General features: G+C 44.6%; 19 protein-coding genes. 7 read left to right on the forward strand and 12 right to left on the reverse strand.

What is annotated here, in order from left to right; all coding sequences use genetic code 11:
- Positions 1 to 182 precede the first annotated feature (182 nt).
- The 3 genes from lysS to brnQ all read right to left on the reverse strand — a co-directional run bounded on the left by lysS (position 183) and on the right by brnQ (position 4311).
- Positions 183 to 1700, reverse strand: coding sequence for a lysine--tRNA ligase (lysS, locus tag QTN94_RS09645; RefSeq protein WP_138972125.1), 1518 nt, complete (start codon positions 1698 to 1700; stop codon positions 183 to 185).
- A 38-nt stretch (positions 1701 to 1738) separates the two neighbouring features.
- Positions 1739 to 2837, reverse strand: a protein-coding gene (prfB, locus tag QTN94_RS09650; protein WP_138972126.1) for a peptide chain release factor 2 whose coding sequence is annotated in 2 segments (ribosomal slippage) — positions 1739 to 2761 and positions 2763 to 2837 — 1098 coding nt in all. Because the reading frame shifts where the segments join, the coding sequence is not laid out codon by codon here.
- A gap of 160 nt (positions 2838 to 2997) precedes the next feature.
- Complete coding sequence (brnQ, locus tag QTN94_RS09655; protein WP_331427526.1) at positions 2998 to 4311, reverse strand: branched-chain amino acid transport system II carrier protein; 1314 nt, start codon at positions 4309 to 4311, stop codon at positions 2998 to 3000.
- A 316-nt stretch (positions 4312 to 4627) separates the two neighbouring features.
- Between brnQ and QTN94_RS09660 the strand changes: the two genes are divergently transcribed.
- Together QTN94_RS09660 and srmB are read left to right on the forward strand one after the other, a co-directional pair.
- A complete protein-coding gene (locus QTN94_RS09660) occupies positions 4628 to 5335 on the forward strand; it encodes a tRNA1(Val) (adenine(37)-N6)-methyltransferase (RefSeq protein ID WP_331427527.1) in 708 nt (235 codons plus the stop codon).
- 89 nt (positions 5336 to 5424) lie between these two features.
- Complete coding sequence (gene srmB, locus QTN94_RS09665) at positions 5425 to 6663, forward strand: ATP-dependent RNA helicase SrmB (RefSeq protein WP_331416856.1); 1239 nt, start codon at positions 5425 to 5427, stop codon at positions 6661 to 6663.
- A gap of 303 nt (positions 6664 to 6966) precedes the next feature.
- Here the strand turns inward: srmB and prfC are convergent, their stop codons facing one another.
- Positions 6967 to 8556, reverse strand: a complete 1590-nt coding sequence (gene prfC, locus QTN94_RS09670; RefSeq protein ID WP_331416857.1) for a peptide chain release factor 3 — start codon at positions 8554 to 8556, stop codon at positions 6967 to 6969.
- Between the two features lie 211 nt (positions 8557 to 8767).
- Here prfC and QTN94_RS09675 point away from each other — a divergent pair, with 211 nt between their 5' ends.
- Positions 8768 to 10819, forward strand: coding sequence for a putative bifunctional diguanylate cyclase/phosphodiesterase (locus tag QTN94_RS09675; protein WP_331427528.1), 2052 nt, complete (start codon positions 8768 to 8770; stop codon positions 10817 to 10819).
- Positions 10820 to 10826: 7 nt separating this feature from the next.
- On the opposite strand, the gene rimI is transcribed toward QTN94_RS09675, so the two are convergent.
- Positions 10827 to 11270 (reverse strand): ribosomal protein S18-alanine N-acetyltransferase, encoded by a 444-nt coding sequence (gene rimI / locus QTN94_RS09680; protein WP_331416859.1) that lies wholly within the window; start codon positions 11268 to 11270, stop codon positions 10827 to 10829.
- Positions 11271 to 11272: 2 nt separating this feature from the next.
- A complete protein-coding gene (locus QTN94_RS09685) occupies positions 11273 to 11671 on the reverse strand; it encodes a DNA polymerase III subunit psi (protein ID WP_331427529.1) in 399 nt (132 codons plus the stop codon).
- A gap of 55 nt (positions 11672 to 11726) precedes the next feature.
- Here QTN94_RS09685 and QTN94_RS09690 point away from each other — a divergent pair, with 55 nt between their 5' ends.
- Positions 11727 to 12176 carry a hypothetical protein gene (locus tag QTN94_RS09690; RefSeq protein WP_331427530.1) on the forward strand — a complete coding sequence of 150 codons (450 nt, stop codon included), beginning with the start codon at positions 11727 to 11729 and terminating at the stop codon, positions 12174 to 12176.
- 58 nt (positions 12177 to 12234) lie between these two features.
- Here the strand turns inward: QTN94_RS09690 and glmM are convergent, their stop codons facing one another.
- The 4 genes from glmM to rlmE all read right to left on the reverse strand — a co-directional run bounded on the left by glmM (position 12235) and on the right by rlmE (position 17205).
- Positions 12235 to 13575: a phosphoglucosamine mutase gene (gene glmM, locus QTN94_RS09695; protein ID WP_331427531.1), complete on the reverse strand. Its 1341-nt coding sequence runs from the start codon at positions 13573 to 13575 to the stop codon at positions 12235 to 12237.
- 30 nt (positions 13576 to 13605) lie between these two features.
- The gene (folP, locus tag QTN94_RS09700) at positions 13606 to 14436 is read right to left on the reverse strand and encodes a dihydropteroate synthase (protein WP_331416864.1); all 831 of its coding nucleotides are present in this window, start codon (positions 14434 to 14436) and stop codon (positions 13606 to 13608) included.
- A gap of 66 nt (positions 14437 to 14502) precedes the next feature.
- The gene (ftsH, locus tag QTN94_RS09705) at positions 14503 to 16467 is read right to left on the reverse strand and encodes an ATP-dependent zinc metalloprotease FtsH (RefSeq protein WP_138972136.1); all 1965 of its coding nucleotides are present in this window, start codon (positions 16465 to 16467) and stop codon (positions 14503 to 14505) included.
- Between the two features lie 108 nt (positions 16468 to 16575).
- Positions 16576 to 17205: a 23S rRNA (uridine(2552)-2'-O)-methyltransferase RlmE gene (gene rlmE, locus QTN94_RS09710; protein WP_138972137.1), complete on the reverse strand. Its 630-nt coding sequence runs from the start codon at positions 17203 to 17205 to the stop codon at positions 16576 to 16578.
- Positions 17206 to 17318: 113 nt separating this feature from the next.
- On the opposite strand from rlmE, the gene yhbY reads away from it, so the two are divergent.
- Complete coding sequence (gene yhbY / locus QTN94_RS09715) at positions 17319 to 17615, forward strand: ribosome assembly RNA-binding protein YhbY (RefSeq protein WP_138972138.1); 297 nt, start codon at positions 17319 to 17321, stop codon at positions 17613 to 17615.
- Positions 17616 to 17703: 88 nt separating this feature from the next.
- On the opposite strand, the gene greA is transcribed toward yhbY, so the two are convergent.
- Positions 17704 to 18177: a transcription elongation factor GreA gene (gene greA, locus QTN94_RS09720; protein ID WP_138972139.1), complete on the reverse strand. Its 474-nt coding sequence runs from the start codon at positions 18175 to 18177 to the stop codon at positions 17704 to 17706.
- A 537-nt stretch (positions 18178 to 18714) separates the two neighbouring features.
- On the opposite strand from greA, the gene QTN94_RS09725 reads away from it, so the two are divergent.
- Entirely contained in the window at positions 18715 to 19683 is a 969-nt protein-coding gene (locus QTN94_RS09725) for a porin (protein ID WP_331427532.1), read from the forward strand.
- Between the two features lie 104 nt (positions 19684 to 19787).
- Positions 19788 to 21218 carry a serine-type D-Ala-D-Ala carboxypeptidase gene (gene dacB / locus QTN94_RS09730; protein WP_331427533.1) on the forward strand — a complete coding sequence of 477 codons (1431 nt, stop codon included), beginning with the start codon at positions 19788 to 19790 and terminating at the stop codon, positions 21216 to 21218.
- A 479-nt stretch (positions 21219 to 21697) separates the two neighbouring features.
- Here the strand turns inward: dacB and tyrS are convergent, their stop codons facing one another.
- Entirely contained in the window at positions 21698 to 22885 is a 1188-nt protein-coding gene (gene tyrS / locus QTN94_RS09735) for a tyrosine--tRNA ligase (RefSeq protein ID WP_138972143.1), read from the reverse strand.
- Between the last annotated feature and the right edge of the window lie 90 nt (positions 22886 to 22975).

A 22975-nucleotide genomic window follows, 5' to 3' on the forward strand; every position in this document is an offset into this window, starting at 1 on the left:
AAGCTTGATTGTATCTACTCATGTTATTTGTCCTCTTTGACTTCTGGAAAAATCAAAGACGCATTTAGCATGAGTAGTTTTACAGGCAAAGCCGAAACGGATGATAACCACCTACTGAAGTAGGTGGTTTAGGGCTGAAAATAAAAAAACCACCCGAAGGTGGCTTTTTAACTAATTGGTACTTACGCTTGAGGACGCATCGCAGGGAATAAGATTACGTCACGGATTGTATGAGTATTGGTAAATAGCATCGCTAGACGGTCGATACCAATACCTTGACCAGCTGTTGGTGGTAGGCCGTGCTCAAGAGCGGTGATGTAGTCTGCATCGTAGTACATAGCTTCATCGTCACCTGCATCTTTTGCATTTACCTGAGCTTTAAAACGCTCATCTTGGTCTTGTGCATCGTTAAGCTCAGAGAAGCCGTTTGCTACTTCACGACCACCAATGAAGAACTCAAAACGGTCAGTAAAGAACGGGTTATCATCACTACGACGAGCCAACGGAGAAATGTCCGCTGGGTAACCAGTAATGAAGGTAGGTTGAATTAGCTGAGGTTCTGCTGTTTCACCAAAGATCTCTTCAAGTAACTGACCACACGTCCAGAAAGTTTCCACTTCAACATGAACAGACTTGGCAATCGCAACCATCTTGTCGCGATCTTGAAGATCCGCTTCCGTTAGAGCTTGAATTTCTGCATGCTCAGGGTTGTAATGTTTGATCGCTTCAAACATGCTCATACGAGCGTATTTACCACCAAACTCAACCGTTTCATCACCGTAAGGCATTGATGTCGAACCTAGCACGTCCATCGCAACCGTACTTAACATCTCTTCAGTCAGATCCATCAGATCTTTGTAATCAGAGTATGCTTGGTAGAATTCCATCATAGTAAATTCAGGGTTATGACGTGGAGATAGACCTTCGTTACGGAAGTTACGGTTGATCTCGAATACGCGATCAAAACCACCAACAACTAAACGCTTTAGATATAGCTCAGGCGCAACACGCAAGTACATGTCGATGTCGAGTGCATTATGGTGAGTAACGAATGGACGAGCCGTCGCACCACCAGGAATAACATGCATCATTGGTGTTTCAACTTCTAAGTAGCCTTTTGAGCTCATAAAGTTACGAATCGCTGAAACCAATTTAGAACGAATGATGAATGCTTCACGAGAATCTTGGTTAACAATAAGATCAACATAACGCTGACGGTAACGCATCTCTTGGTCAGTCAGACCATGGAACTTCTCTGGAAGTGGACGAAGTGCCTTAGTTAGCAATTCGTATTCTTCCATGTTCACGTAAAGATCGCCTTTACCAGATTTATGTAGCGCACCTTTAACACCAACGATATCGCCGATATCAAGACCTTGGTATTTGTCTTTTAGAACTTTTTGAACGTCTTTATCTGCGTATGCTTGGATACGGCCAGACGTTTCTTGAATCACTAGGAACGGACCACGCTTAGCCATGATACGGCCTGCAACCGCGACGACATGGTTTAGCTCTTCTAGCTCTTCCTTGGTCTTTTCACCGAACTCTTTTTGAAGGTCGCCCGCTAGCGCGTCACGACGGAAGTCGTTTGGGTGGCCGTTTGCTTTACAGCTCTTACGGATCTCGTCCAATTTAGAGCGGCGTTCTGCAATCAGCTTGTTTTCTTCTTGTACGTTGTCGTTTTGAACAGCATCAGTCATTTTCGATGTATCCTGTTTCGTAAGTGTCGGTGAAAAGCTTAAAGACCTGATTTCAGGCTAGCTTCAATAAATTTATCTAAATCGCCGTCAAGAACCGCTTGAGTATTACGGTTTTCAACGCCAGTACGTAAATCTTTAATGCGAGAATCATCCAATACGTAAGAACGGATTTGACTCCCCCAACCAATGTCAGATTTAGCGTCTTCGTTCGCTTGTTTTTCCGCATTTTGCTTCTGAATCTCTAGTTCAAAAAGCTTGGCGCGAAGCTGCTTCATTGCTTGGTCTTTGTTCTTATGTTGAGAACGGTCATTCTGACACTGCACAACCGTATTGGTTGGTACGTGAGTAATACGTACCGCAGATTCTGTCGTGTTGACGTGCTGACCACCAGCACCAGATGCACGGTAAACATCAATACGCAGATCAGCAGGGTTAATGTCGATCTGGATGTTGTCATCAATCTCAGGATAAATAAACGCAGAAGCAAACGAAGTATGACGGCGGCCACTTGAATCGAATGGCGATTTACGAACTAAACGGTGAACACCTGTCTCGGTACGTAACCAACCATAAGCGTACTCACCAGAAATCTTAACCGTCGCGCCTTTTAGACCTGCAACTTCGCCTTCTGATACTTCAATAACCTCAGTTTTAAAGCCTTTTGCTTCAGCCCAACGCAAGTACATGCGCAGCATCATTGAAGTCCAATCTTGCGCTTCTGTACCACCAGAGCCTGATTGCAAATCAATGTAGCAATCCGAAGCGTCATGGTCTCCAGAGAACATGCGACGGAATTCTAGCTTTTCTAACTTAGATTCAAGCTCAGCAAGTTCAGGCTCGATCTCATCAAACGTTTCTTGATCTTCTTCTTCTACAGCCAGCTCAAGTAGCCCTTCAACATCTTCCACACCTTGAATGAGAAGGTCGATAGTTTCTACAACCGCTTCCAATGATGAACGCTCTTTACCTAGTGCTTGAGCACGTTCAGGTTCGTTCCATACATCTGGCTGTTCTAATTCTGCGTTGACTTCTTCTAGACGCTCTTGTTTTGCGTCATAGTCAAAGATACCCCCTCAGGATATTCGTGCGCTCAGACACATCCTTTAGGCGGTTTTTAATAGGATTGATTTCAAACATGTTTGCTCAACATTTATGAGTAGAATTTAACCGAGGAATTGTACTCAAAAGTGTGATGAAGATACAGGAATTTTTTATCGCTGCATAAAAACTCAAATGCAAAAAAATCCCCTGTCACGCCTTACGCGACAGGGGATTGTTAACTAGATAAGATGAGAAATTATGCGTTCTCTTCCGCCAATACTGGCTGTTCAACTTTGCCAACAAATAGCATTGCAACCATAGCCACAACCGTTGGTAGTAACCAACCCATACCGATATCAAATAACGGCAACATGTTTAGTGCTGACACATCAACACCCGCAACCTTCGCAGCGTCGATCAATGCAAACAGTAAAGAAACAAGGATCACCACACGGTATGCCGCTTTAGGGTTTGGTAATTTCTTGCGAAGGAAAGTCAGTGCCACCAACGCAATAGCAACTGGGTATAGTGCGAATAGAACCGGTACCGACAGAGCGATCAGTTGTGAAAGACCCACATTAGCAACAACCGCACAGGCTACACCGTTGATAATAACCCAAGTCTTGTATGAAATTGGCGTCAGTGAACTAAAGTAATCTGAACACGCTGACACAAGACCAATAGCCGTTGTCAAACACGCTAACAATACAATCACAGAAAGCACAAGCTGACCGTAAGGACCAAACAGAGACTGCACATAGAGGCTCAAGATCACGCCACCGTTATCTGCACCTGATGCAACCGTTGCACTTGTCGCACCAAGATAGAACAGAGATACGTACACAAATGTCAGGCCAGCCGCAGCAATACAAGCTGCACTGATCAAGTACTTAGACGTTGCTTTTTGCTCTGTAATGCCTTTCTGGCGAAGTGCATCAACAATCAATACACCGAACATTAATGAGCCGAAGGTATCCATGGTGTTGTAACCTTCAAGGAAACCTTTTTGCAACGGATGAGTAAGATATTCGCCCTGAGCCGCGATTAACTGACCTTGTGGATCAATGAATACCGCAACAGCCAATACGATCAGACCTAGGAACAAGACAGGTGTTAGAACTTTACCAATCACATCAATCAGCTTGCCTTGTGACCATGCAAAGAACATAGCAACAGCAAAGAAAAGGATTGAAAATAGAGTCAGATGAGACTGCGCCGCGTCAACAAAGAAAGGTTTCACCGCCATTTCGTATGCAACCAAGCCTGTACGTGGTGCCGCGAATGCTGGGCCAATGATGATAAAAATCAACACAGCCATAATCATGGCACCGCGTTGCGGAAGATCCTTAGTCAGATGCTCCCACGAGCCTCCAGCAACTGCAATAGCAACGATAGTAATAAGAGGTAGACCTACTGCAGTTAGAAGAAAGCCTGACATTGCAGGAATAACGTTTTCACCAGCCAATTGACCAGCTAGAGGTGGAAAGATGATGTTACCTGCACCCAAAAAGAAAGCGAATAGCATAAAGCCTACCGCAAGAATATCTGTTAATTTTAAAGTCTGATTCACTGTCGACCCTTTACTTATAATCTAATGAATGTTGTGTTTGTTGGATGGTCAATAATTGCCGTCCACTCTTTAAATTAAGGCGCGCATAATGACGAAAACCTCATCAACTCGCAACCCAAAGGCGAAAAACACCATATAAATTTATAATAACAAGCAAAAAACAGCATATATCACTATATCAAGCAGATTAAACAGTCGCATAAACCAGCCAAAGGCCGTTACACACTGAGAGCAAACAGCACAATAAACCACACAAATTATTAACAACAGATCAATTAACTCAAAAAACAACCAATTGACGATAAAGATAAAATTAATGAATAAAACTAAAAGCTTTGAGTTCAAACAATTTAAAATTGATGGTGGCTATTCTGGCATGCCAGTAAGTACTGATGGAGTCTTACTTGGTGCGTGGATGGATCTTAGCGAGTGCGCATCACTACTCGATGTGGGCACGGGAACAGGTCTACTAAGTTTGATGTGCGCTCAGCGTAAACCGACATTGTCTATCGAAGCGATCGACATAGAAAAAAATGCCATTGCAGCCGCGAATTTTAACTTCTTATCTTCGCCTTGGTCTGATCGAATAACACTCCATCATAACGATGTTCTCAAACATCAATTTGATCGTAAATTCGATGCCATCATCTGTAATCCACCTTACTTTAATAATGGAGAACAAGCAGAAAATAGCGCTCGGGCCTTGGCGAGACACACCGACAGCTTAAATCACACTCACCTCATTGAGCGCTGTTGGTCACTGCTGACCCCGACAGGTTGTGCCAGTTTTGTTCTACCTATTGTTGAAGGTGAACACTTTATCGCTATCGCGCTATCGCTCGGTTGGTCTATAAAAAGATGCTGCTCTATCAAACCAACCACCAACAAGCCGGTGAGCCGATTATTATTTGAACTGAGTAAACAATCCGTTGCGACCCAATATCAAAACCTGACAATTCACCAAGCTACTGGCTATTCAAGTGAGTTTATTGACCTAACCAAAGACTTTTATCTCAAGATGTAAAAAATAAGGTGTGATCCTTATCACCGATCACTCTATAATACGTCCCCTTAAATTATTGCTCACACCAACTCGCTTGTGGAGACATCATAGTGATCAGAAATTTTGCTGAATTAGAGTTAGATCCTAATCTACTCCTCGCAATTGAAGAAATGGGTTATGACCGCCCGACACAAATTCAGGCTGAAGCGATCCCACAAGCTTTAGATGGCCGTGACGTATTGGCTTCTGCACCTACTGGCACAGGAAAAACAGCAGCATTTGTGCTGCCTGCATTGCAGTTTTTGCAAGATTTTCCGCGTCGTAAACCAGGGCCAGCGCGTGTTCTTGTCCTGACCCCAACCCGTGAGTTGGCAATGCAAGTAGCCGATCAAGCACGTGCGCTAGCGAAGCACACAAGCCTCAACATATTTACCATTACTGGTGGTGTTCAATACCAAGAACACGCAGATATTCTTGCAACAACTCAAGATATCGTGGTTGCGACACCAGGTCGTTTGATGGAATACATCGAATCTGAGCGCTTTGATTGTCGCGCGATCGAATGGTTAATTCTGGATGAAGCAGATCGCATGTTAGACATGGGCTTTGGTCCAACCGTTGATCGTCTCTCATCAGAATGTCGTTGGCGTAAACAGACCCTACTCTTCTCTGCCACATTAGAAGGCAAAGGTGTTGAGGGCTTCACAGCCGATCTACTTAATGATCCAGCACAAGTTGATGCAGAGCCATCGCGTCGCGAGCGCAAGAAAATTTCTCAGTGGTACCACCGCGCAGACGATATGTCGCACAAACTGGATCTCCTGAAGAAGATCCTTACCGAGCAAGCAGAACGCTCCATCGTCTTCTTGAAAACACGTGAACGTCTCGCCGAGCTGCGTGTCGAGCTGGAAAAAGCACAAATTGCTTGTGCTTGGATCCAAGGTGAAATGCCACAAGATCGTCGTAACAATGCCATCAGCCGCTTCCGCGATGGAACGGTAAACGTATTACTAGCAACTGACGTTGCCGCTCGTGGTATCGACCTTCCAGATGTGAGTCACGTCATCAACTTCGACATGCCACGCAGTGCTGATGTTTACTTACACCGTATTGGCCGTACTGCCCGTGCCGGTAAGAAAGGCAACGCAGTTTCTCTAGTAGAAGCCCATGACCAACCAATGATGGATCGTGTAGCACGTTACGTTAAAGAAGAGATCAAAGAGCGTTTCATTAAAGAGATGCGTCCTAAACATAAAAAACCTGTGTTTAAGAAAAAGAACAAAAAGAAAGATGACAAGAAAAAAGTAGCGGCAAAAGGTAAGAAGAAAGTCGCTAAGAAAAAGAAATAGTTTCGAGTTTCGAGTGTCGAGTTTCGAGTTTCGAGTTTCGAGAAAAGTTTGAAGGGTTGGCACTTAGTGCCAACCCTTTTCTTTTAAAGTCAGATAATTAGGCTCAAAAAAGAACTAAAAGCTAGCGACTAACTCGATTCTCGGAGCGAAGCGTTCTCGCAGGGCGAAGCCCGATCTCGACTCTAAAAATAGTTGGAGTTCTGGCAAGGCAATGAACAAATCCGGCCCCATGAGCATAGTCCACTATGTGATTGGGGTGAATTTGCGAAGTTAACGCAGTTATCACCCCAAATACGACGAAGATTAGTGTTCGCGTGTTGCGCGGAACTCCACATCTGGGAAACGCTCTTTCGCCAAATTCAGATTGACCATAGTTGGGGCGATGTAAGTCAGGTTGTCACCACCATCAAGTGCTAAGTTTGACTGGTTCTTACGCTGGAATTCATCCAGTTTCTTACCGTCTGTACACTCAATCCAACGTGCTGTTGCTACGTTAACGCCTTCATAAATCGCTTCCACGTTGTATTCTGCTTTTAAGCGAGCAACAACAACATCAAACTGCAGCACACCAACCGCACCAACGATAAGATCGTTGTTTTGTAGTGGACGGAAAACCTGTACCGCCCCTTCTTCTGAAAGCTGAACAAGTCCCTTTAGCAACTGCTTTTGCTTCAAAGGATCTTTCAAGCGGATACGACGGAAGAGTTCTGGAGCAAAGTTTGGAATACCAGAGAACTTAAGTGTTTCACCTTGAGTGAAGGTATCACCAATCTGGATAGTACCGTGGTTGTGAAGACCAATGATGTCACCCGCATAGGCATCTTCTGCACGTGAACGGTCACCTGCCATAAAGGTCACCGCATCAGAAATATTCACCTGCTTGCCAATACGTACATGGTTCATCTTCATACCTTGCTTGTAGGTACCAGAGACAATACGCATGAACGCGATACGGTCGCGGTGCTTAGGATCCATGTTCGCCTGAATCTTAAATACGAAGCCAGTGAAGTTCTCTTCACTTGCTTTCACTTCACGTTCATTAGCCTGACGTGACATCGGAGCTGGTGCCCATTCAGTTAAGCCATCCAACATGTGGTCAACACCAAAGTTACCTAGCGCGGTACCAAAATATACTGGCGTCAATTCACCCGCCAAGAACAGCTCTTTGTCAAATTCAGGGCATGCGCCAATAACCAACTCGAGCTCTTCACGTAGCTGCTCTGCAAGATCGCTACCAACGGCTTCATCAAGTTCTGGATTCTCCAACCCTTTAATGATGCGAGACTCTTGGATGGTATGGCCCTGACCCGTGCTATACAAAATGGTTTCGTCGCGATGGATATGGTAAACACCTTTAAACTCTTTACCGCAACCAATTGGCCATGAGATAGGTGCACAAGACATCTTGAGTTCACTTTCAACTTCGTCTAGCAGATCCATTGGGTCGCGGATATCACGGTCCAATTTATTCATGAAAGTAACGATAGGTGTATCACGTAAACGTGTTACCTCCATCAGTTTGCGAGTACGGTCCTCGACACCTTTCGCAGCGTCTATTACCATCAAACATGAATCGACAGCAGTAAGCGTGCGATAGGTATCTTCCGAGAAGTCTTCGTGTCCCGGCGTATCGAGTAGGTTAACGAGGCACTCATTGTAAGGAAACTGCATAACAGAGGTTGTTACCGAGATGCCACGCTCTTTTTCCATTTCCATCCAGTCGGACTTAGCGTGTTGAGCAGAACCGCGACCTTTAACTGTACCCGCTGTTTGGATCGCGCGTCCGAACAATAGTACTTTTTCTGTAATAGTTGTTTTACCCGCATCTGGGTGCGAGATGATTGCGAAAGTTCTACGCTTAGAAACTTCGCCAAGAAAAGGTGTATTTGACATGAGAGAGTCTTCTTCTGTCTATAAGCTAAAGAGGGCTATTACTCTAGCCCTAGCGGTTCGATTCAATTTTGCGCGGTATTTTCGCTTATATTGAACTGGGGAGCAACTTCATCAATGAAAATGAGCAAAAAAGCACTTCAAATTAGTTACAAATTAAAATATCAATAAATATGAGCTATAACTAAAGGAGTAGAGGGAACTGATCTGAACTATGGCTAAAAGCAAAAAAATTAACTCATTAGCTTTTCGGCAAGCTAAAACCGTTTTCTTGGTATCGGTGATATTGGGGATCTGTTTTAGCTTGTACCATATTTTGGTGGATCTCCATCAGGAGCAGAAGCGAATTCAAGAGCATTATCAGTTCAAGTTACTGCAAAATTACTCCAATGCGAGTCAAGCGGCTTATCACTTGAACCAATTGCTTGCTGAACAGGTAGCTTCCAGCCTGATGATGGATAATGCCGTATATAAAGTCCAAATTGTCGATGACTTTGGTGATACCTTAACTCAGAAAGAGCGCAATATTTCTCTGCAAAGCAAATTCACAGAAGCGCTATCCAGTTACCTAACACCCACTGCTCCCGTTTTTACTACAGACCTACATCAACCGAACTCTCATGTTGTGGTAGGTTCATTAAGCTTCTCAGTCAATGGCGCCTACATCGCGAAAAATTTCATTGCAAAGACAACGCAAATTCTACTGTTTGACCTGTTCCGTAACATCTTGCTGACCTCTATCTTGCTGATGTTTTTCTATCAGAAGTTGTCTAAACCTCTCGTGACACTTATTGAATGGGTCAGATCACTCCAAGACAATAAGAGTGATCTCCCGCCTCCAACTCAGTATCGCGATGATGAACTAGGTCAACTTGCTCAAACCTTCCATACACTTTGGAAGGACAGAGAAGCGGCCGAGGTTAAACTCAATCAACTCGCTTATTACGATTCATTGACTGGCCTTGCTAACCGCAGCCTGCTGTTACAGCTTTTGAGTAAAGCCATCGACGATGCCAATGGCAGTAAACAAGCTGGGACACTGTTCTACCTCGACTTAGATCGCTTTAAGACTATCAATGACTCTTTGGGGCATACCATAGGTGATAACCTTATCAAAGCCATCTCAAAACGTATTGAAGCTTGGTTGAAGACAGACTTCACGGCTGCGAGAATCGGCGGGGATGAGTTTGCCCTACTGTTACCTCACACAAATGCAGAAAAGGCTCACGAACTGGCTCAGCAATTACTGGCACTCGTCTCTAATCCTTATTCTATTGATGATCACCAACTTTACTGCACCGTTAGTGTTGGTATCGCCGTTTTCCCTTCGGTGGGCAGCACGAATATCGATGTTTTGCGTCAAGCCGATACCGCACTCTACCGCGCCAAAGTCGCAGGCCGTAACAAATACATGTTTTACGAACCAGAGATGCAAGCACAGGTCGAGTCGTTTCTGGAAATCGAAAAAGGATTGCATGAAGCGATCAATAAAGGACAACTGGAACTCTATTACCAACCACAGGTTGATGATAAGCACCATATCGTTGGTGTCGAAGCGTTGATCCGCTGGAACCACCCAGAAAAAGGGTTGTTGCCCCCAGGGGTGTTTATGCCGATAGCGGAAGAAACTGGACAAATATTGCAAATCGGTAACTGGATTATCGAACAGGCTTGCTATCAGTATGCCTCTTGGAAAAAGCAGAATATTCTGCCTGAGACATTCCGCCGATTAGCCATCAATATCAGCCCTTTGCAGTTCTCACAAAACTCCTTTGTAGAACACATCGTCGACTCACTGACACAAGCTGGCATCAGTGGTGAGCATATTGAGTTGGAAATCACTGAGAACTTGCTGCTAGAAAATGTCGATGCTGCGATTCAAAAAATGACGGAGCTTAAAGAGCACAACTTAAAGACATCGATCGATGATTTTGGCACAGGTTACTCATCTCTGCGCTACCTGAAACACCTATCCGTCGACGTCCTTAAAATAGATCGCTCATTCGTCACCCAACTACACTTAGATGAGAGTGATCAAGCGATAGTTGATACCATCATCATGACGGCTCAAAGATTAAAACTGGAAGTCATTGCAGAAGGTGTCGAAGACGCTTACGAGTTACAAGCGCTCAAACAGTTGGGCTGTGCTCAGTTTCAGGGCTATTTGTTTGATAAACCCCTCCCCGTAGCAGAACTGACAGAGCGCTTCGAGAGAAACCACTATCAAATCGACGAGCCGACTCCGGTAAAAGCCGTGCAAAAGTAATCAGGGCCTAAAAGAAGATGTAGCTCATGATAATTGCATCTTCTTTGCCTGATGCTGTTGGGTAGTAGTTCCGGCGACGGTCGACTTCGTTAAACCCGATAGACTCATACAAACCAAAAGCATTGTGGTTGCTTTCTCTTACCTCTAACCATGCGCTGTCAGCCTGTGCTTGTTCGCACATATCGAGAAAAGCTTCCATAAGTTGTTTGCCATATCCTTTCCCTTGATAAGCGGGAGAAACGGCAATATTCAGCAAAGTGACTTCACCTACAATGTTTTGCGCATAAAAATAGCCAACAACCTGATTATCATCGCACAACACATGGTGGCAACCACCACGACTATTGATATCTCGAACCATGTTTTCTGACCATGGATGAGAGTGTGCCTGACGTTCAATGTTCCAGACTTGATCTAAATGTTCTGGCAGTAATGGGGAGATGTTTAACATGGCTATTTGTACGAACAGATTTGTTGCCACAGCGATCGACGCTGATCGTTATTACCATCAATATCACTGAGCAAAGGAGAAGATAATACCTTCCCTTGCACATCAGGCTGTACTTCACAGCCCGCAAACCAAGCCCACTCTAACGGGTGATCAGGTAACTGACTCACTTGGTGAGGAAAGATGTGTTGTGTTTGTTCCAAGTTTAGATTGATGCTTTTCAATACCCTTTCAAACATAATTGCTGTCTCATTTTTCGGATATTGGGGTGAGATCAGCACAAGTTGACAAGACTCTTGCAAAACGATGCGAGGGGCTTGATAGCCTTGCAGTCGTTCTGGATGGGTCAGCTCATAGCACTGAATACCCATCTCTTGTAAATACTCTAGCTCGTGTTGTGGCATAAGGATTCGTCACTGGTTTGAACGAGCCAATCGTAACATAAAACAAAGAGGCACTATGAAACATTTCATCACCCTTTTGCTTTCCTCACTGATTATCCTTATCGCTCCACAAACTTTCGCGCAAAGCAGCGATGACTGGGTAATGATCAGCGATAAAGTGGTCAACTACAAATCTGAAACTGATACCGTAGAACCCCTTGCGTACGTCAGCCAGCGCAACTTTAGCAAACTAAAGATTAAAGTCGTTCAAGGTACCGTTAACTTAAAGAGTATCGTGGTGACTATGTCTGATGGTAGTAGCAAAGAACTTCAATCGATGGGCACGTTAACCAAAGGTATGTCAACCAGAGTCTGGACTCTGCCTGGCGGCAAAGATGCCAAGTTTAAGAAACTTGAGATGACATACGATAGCTGGGGAAGTACAACTCTAAGTGCAGTCGGCCTCAGTAAGAAAGCAAAGATCGAAGTTTGGGGTAAAAAGCGTACCGAAGAAGATGAAGAATAGCGTCCTGCGATAAACAAACGCCACCGATATCGGTGGCGTTTTTGTATTGGATTTGCCGTTAGAAGCTCGCTTTCACTGCCGAGGCAATTTTAAGTGCCGAAGATTGAACCAGTTGTGCATCCTCGCCTTCAACCATCACTCTGATCAAAGGCTCTGTGCCTGATTTACGCAATAAGACTCGACCTTTTTCGCCTAACTCTGCTTCAACTTCAGCCGTCGCTTGCTTGACTGCATCAGCATCTAGTGGATTAGAATCTCCTTGGAATCGAACATTTTCCAGTACTTGAGGGTACAATGTCATTCCCTGAGATAAGTCATGTAGCGACATATCGCTGCCCACAACTGACGCTAAAACCTGTAGTGCCGCAACAATAGCGTCTCCCGTCGTTACCTTGTCCAACAAGATAACGTGACCAGAGTTTTCTGCACCGATTTTCCACCCTTTTGCAAGAAGTTGCTCCATCACATAACGATCACCAACAGCCGCGCGGACAAATGGAATACCCAGTTGTTTCAGACCATTTTCCATACCAAGGTTAGTCATTAGCGTACCAACAACCCCCCCCTTTAACTCACCACGACGCATGGCATCACGAGCGATGATATACGCGATTTGGTCACCATCCACTTTATTGCCTAAATGGTCAACCATGATGATACGATCGCCATCACCATCAAAAGCCAGACCAAGTACTGCACCTTCCTCTACAACTCGCTTTTGCAGAGCACGTACATCCGTCGCACCAACTTCATGGTTAATGTTCGTACCATTTGGTTCGATGCCCATCGCCACAACATCAGCACCTAGTTCGCTAAATACTGCCGGTGCAATATGGTAAGTTGCACCATGAGCACAATCGACAACGATTTTAAGACCCGCCAAACTTAACTCTGATGGGAAGGTGCTTTTACAAAACTCGATGTAACGGCCCGCAGCATCGTTTAAACGAGAGGCTTTACCTAGCAGGGCTGACTCAACACATTCGATATCTTTATCAAGTTCGGCTTCAATCGCTAACTCGATATCATCAGGTAACTTAGTACCTTCAGAAGAGAAAAACTTAATACCGTTGTCATAATACGGGTTGTGAGATGCAGAAATCACAATCCCCGCTTCTGCGCGGAAAGTTTGCGTCAGGTATGCGACAGCAGGCGTTGGCATTGGGCCCGTAAAGGTTGCTTTCAGTCCCGCAGCGGCTAAGCCCGCCTCTAAAGCAGATTCAAGCATATAGCCAGAAATACGTGTATCTTTGCCAATAATGACCTTCTTCGTCCCCTGTTTAGCCAGTACACGGCCCGCAGCCCATCCGAGTTTAAGGACAAAGTCTGGTGTAATCGGGTATTGGCCAACTTTGCCACGTACACCATCGGTACCAAAATAGCGTCTCTTATCAGACATAGTGAATCCTTTTTATAATCATTTTTCTGCTCAGTGGTTTTGACTAACCATTGAGACAATCTTCATAGCATCAAGCGTTTGTTCAAAATCGTGGACACGGATGATTTGTGCGCCCTTCATGGCTGCGATTGTAGCGCAACTGACACTCGCTGCAATACACTCATCAGGTGCTTTATCAAGCAACTTAAACAACATAGATTTACGCGACATTCCCGCTAGAATCGGCAAACCAAATTGATGGAACTGTTCTAAATGCGCCAACATATGATAGTTGTGCTGTAAAGTTTTGCCAAAACCAAAACCTGGATCAAGAATAAGCTGACTACGCTGGATACCGACCTTTTCACACGCTTCTATACGCTCTTGCAAAAACTCGCCCACTTCTTTGAGTAAATCTTCGTAGTGAGGATTCGACTGCATAGTCCGTGGCTGACCTTGCATATGCATAAGACAAATTGGCAACCCAGATTGAGCCGCGACATCTAGTGCCCCTGGCTCTTGTAAAGCACGGACATCATTAATAATATCCGCACCAGCTTCAATCGCTTGGCGCATCACTTCAGCTTTGCTGGTATCGATAGAAATCCAGACATCGTGTTGCTTTCTAATCGCTCGAATAACCGGAATCACACGTTGCAACTCTTCTTCCAACGCGACATCAGGCGCACCTGGGCGCGTCGATTCACCACCGATATCGATGATAGTTACCCCAGCTTCAATCATTCGCTGCGCCTGAGCGAGCGCATTATCTAGTGAGTGGTATCTACCGCCGTCAGAAAAGGAATCAGGGGTGACGTTTAGAATTCCCATGACCTGTGGTTGTGACAGGTCCAGCGATTTATTGTTTGCTTTCAGAATCATACTTGGGCTCTTTACCTTTAAATACAAAAACCCCGAGTTGCCTCGGGGTTTCTTTTAAAAGCTTAGTTACTCAGAGTCTTTTTTCTCTGCTGCTTCTGCTGATGTTGTTTCTTGAGAAGTCGTCGGCTCTTCTGATTTTACTTCAGAATCTTGTGCTTCACTTTTCTCTTCAGGTTCAGACTTTTCTTCTTGCTTGCTATTAGCGTTACTTCCCCAGCCAGCAGGCTCACGAATGACTTCTTTACGTTGCATTAGGTCTTCAATTTGACCTGCATCGATCGTTTCATACTTCATCAACGCATCTTTCATTGCGTGCATAATATCCATGTTGTCTTGGATAAGTTTTAGTGCACGATCGTAGTTGCGGTCGATAATGGCACGAATTTCAGAGTCTATCAGCTTAGCAGTATCGTCAGACACGTGTTTAGTCTGCGTTACGCTACGGCCTAGGAATACTTCACCTTCTTCCTCTGCGTATAGAAGAGGACCAAGTTTTTCAGAGTAACCCCATTGCGTCACCATGTTACGCGCTAGGTTTGTCGCTACTTTAATATCGTTTGACGCACCCGTTGATACTTTATCAGCACCGTAGATCAGATCTTCAGCGATACGACCACCGTAAAGTGTCGCAATCTTACTCTCAAGGAACTGACGGCTGTAGCTGATTGCATCTTGCTCAGGCAAGAAGAACGTCACACCCAATGCACGGCCACGAGGAATAATCGTTACCTTGTGTACAGGATCGTGCTCAGGAGATAAATAACCTACAATCGCGTGACCCGCTTCGTGGTATGCCGTCGACTCCTTGATCTCTTCCGACATAACCATCGACTTGCGCTCAGCACCCATGTTGATCTTGTCTTTCGCTTGTTCAAACTCGACCATAGACACATTACGCTTGTTGCCACGAGCGGCAAATAGCGCCGCTTCGTTAACAAGGTTAGCAAGGTCTGCACCAGAGTAACCCGGTGTACCACGAGCTAGAAGTGATGGCTCGACGTCTGCTGCTAGTGGTACTTTACGCATGTGAACTTTCAAGATTTGCTCACGACCACGTACATCTGGCAGACCAACGACAACCTGACGGTCAAAACGACCAGGACGAAGAAGTGCAGGGTCTAGTACGTCTGGACGGTTAGTCGCCGCAATCACGATAATACCTTCGTTGCCTTCAAAGCCATCCATTTCAACCAGCATTTGGTTTAGTGTCTGTTCACGCTCATCGTGACCACCACCAACACCAGCACCACGTTGACGGCCTACCGCATCAATCTCATCGATAAAGATAATACACGGCGCAGCTTTCTTCGCTTGTTCGAACATATCACGTACACGAGATGCGCCAACACCAACAAACATTTCAACGAAATCAGAACCAGAAATGGTAAAGAATGGAACCTTCGCCTCACCAGCAATCGCTTTAGCAAGTAGCGTTTTACCGGTCCCCGGAGGACCTACCATCAAGACACCCGTTGGAATCTTACCTCCCAGCTTTTGGAAGCGGCTTGGGTCACGTAAGAAATCAACCAGTTCTTTGACGTCTTCTTTTGCTTCATCACAGCCAGCAACATCACCAAACGTGGTTTTGATTTGCTCTTCGCTCATCATTCGAGCTTTGCTCTTACCGAAAGACATCGCGCCTTTGCCGCCACCGCCTTGCATCTGGCGCATGAAGAAAATCCATACACCAATCAGTAAGATCATTGGGAACCATGAAATGAAGATAGTACCTAGCAGGCTTTGCTCTTCTGGAGGTGTACCTTGTACTTTCACATTTTGATTAATTAGGTCATCAAGTAGCTTCTGGTCGTAGACTGGCATGTAAGTAACATAACGCGCGCCGCCGCCACGACGTGTGAAAGAAATTTCACCGTCTTTAAAAGTTGCTTCCTGAATCTGGCCTTGGCCAACTTCCTGTACAAATGTGGTGTAATCCACCGCTCTGCCATTGCTTTCTCCAGGGCCAAAGCTCTGGAAAACCGACATCAAGACGACGGCGATAACAAGCCACAGAATTAAATTTTTTGCCATGTCACTCAAGGTGTAAGCCTCTCGATAACTAATTGTAATTAAAGGTAGGGTACTACAGTTTATAACCTGTAGCTATAGTGTTAACCTGCCCAGCAAGGGGCAAAATAGTTAACCTTTGTAACCAGTGGCTACAACAAAGACTTCTCGTGAGCGAGCTCGCGATGAGTCTGGTTTTCTGACTTTGACGACTTTAAAAGTATCGCGGACTTCTTTAACAAACTGATCGAAGCCTTCCCCCTGGAAAACCTTCACAACAAAGCTACCATTAGGGGCTAGAACTTGTCGACACATATCTAAAGCCAATTCAACTAAATACATTGCTCTTGGCTGGTCCACAGAGTTATTACCAGCAATATTCGGAGCCATGTCAGACATCACAACGTCAACCATTGATGGTTGGATTCTGTCCAGCAGAGCTTCTAGTACGGCTTCTTCACGGAAGTCACCTTGGAGGAAGCTTACCCCTGCAATAGGATCCATAGGTAACAGGTCACAAGCAATAATTTGCCCCTCCTCACCTACAATCTTAGCAGCATATTGCGACCACCCACCAGGTGCTGCACCTAAATCGACCACAGTCATACCAGGTTTTAGTAATTTATCTTTGGTTTGGATCTCTTCCATTTTGAAATAAGCGCGTGAACGATAGCCTTTTTTTCGCGCTTCGTTGGCGTACTTATCATCAAAATGTTCTTTCAACCAGCGACCCGAGCTGGCCGAATGTTTTTGTTTACTCATTCGATACCTAACAGATAGAGGGAGCAACTAACCCAATAAATTATAGTCTTCACGGTTAGATGGCGTTAAAATGGTATTTTTCAACCCTTATAGTAAAGAAAATTGGCCGCGTAATGAACCTAAGCACTAAACAAAAGCAGCATCTCAAAGGCCTAGCGCACAGTCTAAAACCTGTTGTGCTTATGGGCGCAAATGGACTTACTGAAGCTGTTCTGGCGGAAATTGAAATTGCTCTAAATCACCATGAGCTAATCAAAATCAAAGTAGCCTCTGAAGACCGTGAGACTAAAGGTCTTATCATTGATGCTATTGTACGTGAAACTGGCGCTGAAAAAGTACAAGTAATTGGTAAAACTCTTATCCTGTACCGTCAAACTGAAGATCGCAAAATCGAGCTTCCACGTAAATAATGGCTAACCAATAGCAACATCAAAAAAGGTCGCGACTGCGACCTTTTTGCTATCTCTGTTCTAAAGAAATGCTCTCACATCTCTGAACTTAGATATATTCAACTTTATCGATTTCGAAATCACGGTCGCCGCCTGGTGTAGAAATAACGACTTCGTCACCTTCCATCTTACCAATCAAACCGCGTGCAATCGGTGAACTTACAGAGATACGACCAGCTTTAATATCCGCTTCGTCTTCACCGACGATTTGGTAAGTTTTCTCTGCTTCAGTATCACAATCGATCAAAGTCACCGTCGAACCGAAGATAACCTTGCCAGTATTGTCCATCTTAGTCACATCGATTACCTGTGCGACCGACAGTTTGTATTCGATATCACGAATCTGAGCCTCACAGATACCCTGCTCTTCACGTGCAGCATGGTACTCAGCGTTTTCTTTAAGATCTCCAAGCTCACGAGCTTCAGCAATCGCTTCAGAAATCTTTGGGCGAAGCTTCAATAGTCTTTCTAATTCTTCACGCAGCTTCTGTTCGCCACGCAACGTCATTGGGACTTTTTCCATTATGTACCTCATTCCAAAGCAATCTTTGGACAAAACAAAACTACCTAATCCACACTGAACTAGGTAGTGAGCTAACTAATCAATTTCTCTTAGTGTAAACAAACTTGGAGACTAAATCATCTTAAATCCATCGCTCAAAAAAAACAGTGCTTACACAGCGATTTACTCATTATTTTTCGTTACCTAAAAACACTCAAACACCCCGCAAGTTAATAAAAAAAACTAAAATTTTTCTTAATGACAACAAATTCAACAACAAGAAAAAAACCTTAATAATCATGACTTTGATATTTTTTAATCCAAAATAAAACAGTGTTCAAAAAGCTGTTTTATATCGTTTTACTACCAATAGGCGGAACTTTAGCGGTACAACAATGCTCACCAATTACTCGCTCGGTGAATACCAAGTGCAAAGTATTTCTGACAGAAGTCTTACATATGAGCATTGATTCATTGCGGTAATAGTAAGAGGATTGACTCAAGTGAGTCATCACTCGCATAACAACTATTTATGGACAGTAAATTAGGACTAATAAGATGAACAAAACTCTGATTGCTCTAGCAGTTTCAGCTGCAGCAGTGGCAACTGGCGCAAACGCGGCAGAAATCTACAGCCAAGACGGTAACTCTATCGAAATGGGCGGCCGTGCTGAAGCACGTCTATCACTTCAAGATGGTAAAGCTGCAGACAACTCTCGTGTACGTCTAAGCTTCCTAGGTAAAGCGCAAATCACTGACGGCCTATACGGCGTAGGTTTCTACGAAGCTGAATACAACGCTAATGACAACACTGGCGGTGATGACATTGATCACCGTTACACTTACGCTGGTATCGGCGGTGACTTCGGTGAAGTAACTTACGGTAAAAACGACGGTGCGCTAGGTGTAATCACTGACTTTACCGATATCATGTCTTACCACGGTAACACTGCAGCTCACAAAATTGCCGTTGCTGACCGTACAGACAATATGATTTCTTACAAAGGCCAATTTGCTGACCTAGGTCTAAAAGCAAGCTACCGCTTTGCTGACCGTCAAGATGATACAAACACTGGTGGTTACACTGATAACAAACAAGACGGTTACTCATTATCTGCAGTATATGCTCTAGGTGACACTGGTCTAAAACTTGGTGGTGGTTACGCTGATCAAGACGAGCAAAACGAATACATGCTTGCAGCATCTTACCGCATCAGCGATTTTTACGTTGCAGGTACATTCACAGACGGTGAGCTAGCGAAAGACAACGGAGACTACACTGGTTACGAATTCGCGACAGCGTACACTCTAGAGAAGACAGTATTCACAGCAACGTACAACAATGCAGAAACTAACAATGAAACTTCTGCTGATAACGTTGCAATCGATGCAACTTACTACTTCAAGCCTAACTTCCGTGGTTACGTATCGTACAACTTCAACCTGCTAGATGTTGATGCTGCTAAAGGTATCACTAAAGCAGACGCTGAAGATGAGATCGCTCTAGGTCTACGTTACGACTTCTAATTTCCTGACCTTAAGTCAAGAATCTAAGACGCCCGCTCTATAGCGGGCGTTTTTTTTACTCGCTATACTCTTCTTCTGGCTCACGACTTGCGATACCCATTACTATGCAACGCTCAATTTTTTTCTCATCCCTACTATGGGTTTTAGGTCTATTTTCTTCGCAAGTATCGGCTTATGCGCCATTAAACGAATTACCTTCAGGTAGCCGAGCGGCATTGCGCGTCGAGAGCTTACAGAGTCAAGAGAGCTACCAAGGTTCAGCAAACCAAGATCAACTGTTTCCACCAGCCAGCACATTAAAAATAGTGACCGCTCTTGCTGCAAAACTCGAGTTAGGTGATCAGTTTCGCTACCACACCGCGATAGAACAGGCGGGTCAGGATGTTGTGATTCGTTTTAGTGGCGATCCAACCTTTACCACAGATAATCTAAAACAACTCTTATCTCAGGCTCGTAGCAAAGGCATAAAGCGAATCGAAGGTGACCTGTGGTTAGATAATAGTGCTTTTACAGGTTACGAACGTGCGGTTGGCTGGCCTTGGGACATTCTTGGCGTTTGCTATAGCGCACCAGCGAGCGCCATCTCACTTGACGGAAATTGTGTTCAGGCTTCTATATACACTCAGCAAGACGGCAAAACTCGCGTCTATGTACCCGAACATCAACCTATTTATGTCACCACACTAGCAAAAACCGTTTCTAAAGCTGAACAAGAGAGCGCTCAATGCGATTTAGAGCTGCTCTCATCACCAGACAACCACTATCAGTTACAAGGGTGCCTACAAAGCCGTAGCCAACCTCTACCGCTCAAATTCGCCGTTCAAGATCCTGCTCTTTACACGCAGCGTATACTCCATACATTGCTCAGTCAGCTAAACATTGAACTTATTGGCAACATCAAAGTGGGAGTTCCCCAGCGACAAGGTCAAGCATTAGCAAGCCATCAATCTTCTCCACTCCCTGAATTGCTCGAAACAATGCTCAAACAGTCAGATAACCTGATTGCCGATAACCTAACGAAGACTCTTGGTAGCAAGTTCTTTGTTCAGTCAGGCAGTTTTGGTAATGGGACTGAAGCAATCAAACAGATCCTCTTCGCTAAAACCGGCATCGACTTACAACAAACGCCAATGGCAGACGGCTCAGGCTTATCACGTAACAATCGCTTTACCAGCCAAAATATGGCCGCCGTTTTACGCTATATCTGGAAACATGATGATCAACTGGGACTGATCGACTTAATGCCAAAGGCAGGAACTAACGGCACGCTAAAATATCGCCGAAGTATGCGCCAGGAACCGATCAAAGGAGAGTTGATTGCCAAGAGTGGCTCCCTTTACGGAAGCTACAATATGGCGGGTTACGGTTTAGATAATAACGGTAAACCTAGCACCTTGTTTGTTCAGTTTGTCGCTGACTATCATCCACCAAAAACGAAGAGCGACGCTCAACCGACCATCGCTCCTATCACTAAGTTTGAAACATTGTTCTACCAAGATGTGGTGAAATTTAGTCAGGCAATGCCCAAAAAGTAATTCACGAGAAAAGTGCGGTGTGTTTTCAATGTAAGTATTGCTCATTACCGCCATGGCGAATCTCCCGATTGGCAGTAGGTAACGACCATCAAACACAGTGGTGTACAAGCACAAGACGCCGTCTCGCCAGCCCAAAGAAGCTAGAGAGATACTGTGTTGATTCTAGAATTTAGAGGAGAAAAACGTGAGGATACAGTTCAATAGAAAGGATGCTCTACCACTTAGGTAGAGGCGTGAGACGACAATACCGAAGCGGTTTATTTTTCCCCTCTCATACTAGGAGGATGGTCGATATTGTTCATAAAAGTCTCCGAATAAGCTGCCATACTGGCAGCGTGCGCATAGTACCAGAGTCATCAAAGAAAATCAGTCATTTTTAAACAAAAACGCATAACATTTGAGCAGACTATAAGTTTGATAACAAACATAAAAAAAGCGCCTAGTAAGGCGCTTTAATTCACGATAATTTCAGGCAGTGACTATTTAATTGTCACGCGAGCGAACTTACGCTTACCAACTTGGAACACGTAAGTTCCTGCTTCAGGTGTAAACTTAGCGTCTGCCACTTTTTCGCCATCCATCTTAGCCGCACCTTGCTTAACCATACGCATTGCTTCTGAAGTTGAAGCGCACAATGCTGCTTCTTTCAGTAAGTTGCTCACTGGCAGGCCAGCTTCAAACTCAAACTCTGGCATCTCATCAGGAATTTGGTTTTTCGCAAAACGGTTAACGAACTCTTGCTCAGCCGCATCTGCATCTTCTTGGCTATGGAAGCGAGCGATGATCTCTTTTGCCAGAGCAACTTTCACATCACGTGGGTTTTTACCCGCTTCAACACCCGCTTTCAGTTCGTTGATTTCTTCAAGCGGACGGAAAGAGAGCAGCTCGTAGTAGTTCCACATCAATTCATCAGAAATCGACATGATCTTACCGAACATCTCACTTGGTGCTTCGCTAATACCGATGTAGTTGTGCGCAGACTTAGACATTTTCTTCTCGCCGTCTAGACCAACAAGAAGAGGCATAGTTAAAACAACCTGCGGCTTCTGACCGTGTGCTTTTTGCAGCTCACGACCCATCAGCAAGTTGAACTTCTGGTCAGTACCACCGAGTTCAACGTCTGTTTCCATTGCTACTGAGTCATAACCTTGTAGGAGTGGATACATAAACTCATGAATAGCAATTGGCTGACCACCAGTGTAACGCTTTTTAAAATCATCACGTTCCAGCATACGAGCAACCGTTTGATTTGCAGCAAGGCGAATCATACCCTCTGCACCTAGCTCAGAAAGCCACTCAGAGTTAAATTGAATCTTAGTTTTCGCTGGATCAAGAATCTTAAACACCTGCTCTTTATACGTTTCTGCGTTACGCAGTACGTCTTCGCGAGTTAGAGGTGGGCGAGTTGTGTTCTTACCTGTTGGGTCACCAACCATACCAGTGAAATCACCGATTAAGAACGTCACATCATGGCCAAGTTCTTGGAACGCACGTAGCTTGTTCAAAATAACTGTGTGGCCTAGGTGGATATCAGGAGCCGTTGGATCGGCACCCAGTTTGATGCGAAGAGGACGCCCCTCTTTCAACTTAGCAATCAGTTCTTCTTCTGGAATCAGTTCATCAACACCGCGCTTAATCTCCGCTAGTGCAGCTTCAATGCTCGCCATTCTTGTTCACTCCCACAGATTTGGCAAAAATTTGTTAGTTTGCCATCTTACTTGAATAGCGATGCTTTTTGAAACCAGTTAGACTAAACA

It is taken from the genome of Vibrio sp. M250220 (assembly GCF_036533795.1).
Taxonomy (GTDB): domain Bacteria; phylum Pseudomonadota; class Gammaproteobacteria; order Enterobacterales; family Vibrionaceae; genus Vibrio.